Below are 3,015 nucleotides of genomic sequence, written 5' to 3'. Positions count from 1 at the left end.
TCCAAACGCATGTAGGAAAATTCGTCCTTGTTTTGCAACTCGACGCTTTGCCCACCCTCTGCACCCCACCACTGCCCAAATGAGGCAGCGATCAAACCCAAAGTGTCCAGCACGTTCATTGCCAAACTGCCTTGTGTTTGTGTGCCCTGCCCCATCATGTTTTGGGCGGCAATGCGTGCATCATCAGCCGCAGCCGGTTGAATCATGTTCACGGTTTTCTCACCGGTTGAGAAATCGCGAACCTGTGCTACATCGCCAGCGGCGTACACATCGGCAATATTGGTTTGCATGTGATCGTCCACCAGCAAGCCCTGATCCACCTGCAAGCCACTGCCTTCGAGAAAGTCAAGGTTGGGTTTCACACCCGTGGCAGAAATCACCAAGTCCACTTCCAGCACTTCACCGTTTGAAAGTTTTGCACGCAAAGGTGCACCGTCTTTCGCAGCCACTGCCGTGCCGAAACCAATCGCAGAGCCAATTTTCTCAATCAGACTTTGCTGTTGAGCCTGGCTACCCACTTCAATGGCTTCAACTTTCGTTGAACAATGCACATTCACGCCTTTCTTGATACACCAGTCGCGAATCATGGAACCCGCACCTTCAGTCATCATGCGGGGCACCATGCGGTTGCCCATTTCAACCACAGTCAACTTCACGCCGCGCAAGGCCAGTGCTTCCATTATGATGCAGCCGATAAAACCCGCACCCATTTGCAACACGCGCGAGCCGGGCTTGGCCAGCTCGATAATTTGCCGTGCATTTTCCAGTGTCCAGCAAGGGTGTACGCCTGGCAAATTCACCCCAGGAATGGGGGGTGAAATTGGCCGCGCACCAGTGGCAATCAGCAGCTTGTCGTATTCAAGCACATCGCCATTGTCCAGGTGAACTTTCTTGCCTGCCGTGTCCAGCCTGGTGGCGCGTGCGCGAATTTCTTGAATATTCTGCTTCTTGAAATGGTCGGGGTCTTTGCGAAGGTAAGTGCCCTTTTCACCCACCTTGCCAATCAGCAGGTATGGAATAGCCATACGGGAGTATGGGGGTTCCGGTTCGGCACCCACCATCACGATTGAATCGCGTGGCCGCTGCTTGCGAATTTGCTCGGCAGCGACCACCCCCGCAGGCCCGTTACCCAAGATAACGTGCCGTGTTGGAGTGGTTACAGTCATAGCCCCAAGCGCTCCAGTGTTGCTGAAGTTGGGCGACCCTCGGTGTCCCAGCCACGCAGCTCGAAGTACTCAGGCAGCATTTTGTCGATGCCGTTGACCAGGCCTTTGGCAGGACCCACTTTCGCTGCGTCTTTCTTCAAACGTGCAGGCAGGTCGTCGTCAGCCTTGGTGAAACCGGCTTCCAGGTTGAACTGGCGTTCCATGTTCCAGATGCGTTCACCCATGGTTTCCAGATTCGCCATGTCGAACTCATCGCCACATGCAGCAGCAACCTGTGGTTGCACATCAGCCAGCGTCCAGGCAAAGCTGGTGAACACGCAAATACCGGCTGAGTCGAACACGGCTGTTGCATCCTGGAATGCTTTCACCAAAGCTGGCTTTCCATCGGTCACCAAGGGGTCGGTTTTCACCGGAATACCCAGCACTTCCGATGCCACGGTGTAACCACGCAAGTGGCAGGCACCGCGGTTGGAAGTGGCATACGCCAAACCCATACCCTGAATACCGCGAGAGTCGTAGGCCGGGAATTCCTGACCCTTTACGCTCATCGACAATTCGGGGTGGCCATACTTGGCCGTCAAGCGCTTGGAGCCCTGGCCAATTTCAATGCCAAAACCTTCGCCATTGCACGTGTCTTCACTGAGCTTCACCAATGCTTGCGCGGAACCAAATGGCGCCTTGCAGCCCAATTGCGCTTCAGTCAACACGCCCATTTCATACAATTCCATCACGGCTGAAACAGTGGCGCCCAAAGAAATCGGATCAATGCCATGCTCGTTGCACAGAAAGTTCACATACGTGAGTGCTTCCAGATCGTTCACACCGTTCGATGAACCCAAAGCCCAGGCTGCTTCGTATTCCAAACCGCCAGATGCACCATGGTACTGCGGCTTGTTTTCTACGGTGAAGTGGGTTTCATCAATTTTGGAAATGCGTCCGCAAGCAATGGTGCAACCAAAACAGGCCTGGTTGGTGACCAGGTTGGCCTTGCCATCGGTTTTGCGGGGCTCGTGCATTTTCTCGCCAGAAATGTCTTTGGCGCCATCAAAAATAACATCGCGGTGATTGTTGGTGGGCATGGCACCCATCTCGTTGATCACGTTCATCAAGACCTGGGTGCCATAGGTGGGCAGGCCAGTACCGGTCACGGCGTTCTCGGCGAGAATTTTTTTCTTCTCGTAAGTCACCTTCATGAATTCCTTGGGGTTGGAAATATTGCCAACGCCCTTGGTGCCACGCACTGCGATTGCTTTCACGTTCTTGGAACCCATCACAGCGCCAACGCCTGAACGGCCAGCCGCGCGGTGCAAGTCGTTCACAATGGCTGCATACAGCACCTGGTTCTCACCGGCCTTGCCGATTGAGCACACACGCATCAGCGGGTCCTGGTGTTTGGTTTTGATGGCAGGCTCGGTGTCCCACACGCTCTTGCCCCACAGATCAGAAGCATCCATCAATTTCGCACTTTCATTTTCAATTAGCAGGTACACAGGCTTGGGCGATTTGCCTTCCATGATCACCATGTCCCAACCAGCACTCTTCAATTCATTGCCAAAGTAGCCACCTGAATTTGAGCAGGCAATTGCGCCAGTCAGCGGGCCCTTGGTGATCACTGAATAGCGGCCGCCAGTGGAGGCCATGGTGCCTGTCAGCGGGCCTGTTGCATAAATAATCTTGTTTTCGGGCGAAAGTGGATCCACTTTCGCATTCACTTCTTCCACAAAGTACTTGGTGGCCAAACCACGCTGGCCAAGGTAGCTTTTCGCCCAATCCATTCTCAAGTCTTCGCTGGTGCAGGTGCCTGCTGTCAGGTTCACGCGCAGTACTTTACCGGTCCATGCCATTTGTA

Annotated in this window: 2 protein-coding genes; both read right to left on the bottom strand. The window is 54.1% G+C overall.

What is annotated here, in order from left to right; translation table 11 throughout:
• The coding region (locus ACEQU8_RS05890) for an NAD(P)/FAD-dependent oxidoreductase (protein WP_370262226.1) at window positions 1–1,166 on the bottom strand (1,166 nt) is incomplete at its 3' end.
• Window positions 1,163–3,010, bottom strand: a complete 1,848-nt coding sequence (locus tag ACEQU8_RS05885; protein ID WP_171098111.1) for an aldehyde ferredoxin oxidoreductase family protein — start codon at window positions 3,008–3,010, stop codon at window positions 1,163–1,165. The genes ACEQU8_RS05890 and ACEQU8_RS05885, both read right to left, overlap by 4 nt.
• Between the last annotated feature and the right edge of the window lie 5 nt (window positions 3,011–3,015).

The sequence above is a fragment of the Limnobacter sp. genome (assembly GCF_964228395.1).
GTDB lineage: Bacteria > Pseudomonadota > Gammaproteobacteria > Burkholderiales > Burkholderiaceae_B > Limnobacter.
Note: the sequence above shows the minus strand (reverse complement) of the source record. Positions and strands in the feature narration are given on the sequence as shown.

What these genes read in the sequence shown, in the direction of transcription:
- ACEQU8_RS05885 (WP_171098111.1), bottom strand. Translation starts at nt 3,010, where the DNA reads ATGGCATGGACCGGTAAAGTACTGCGCGTGAACCTGACAGCAGGCACC.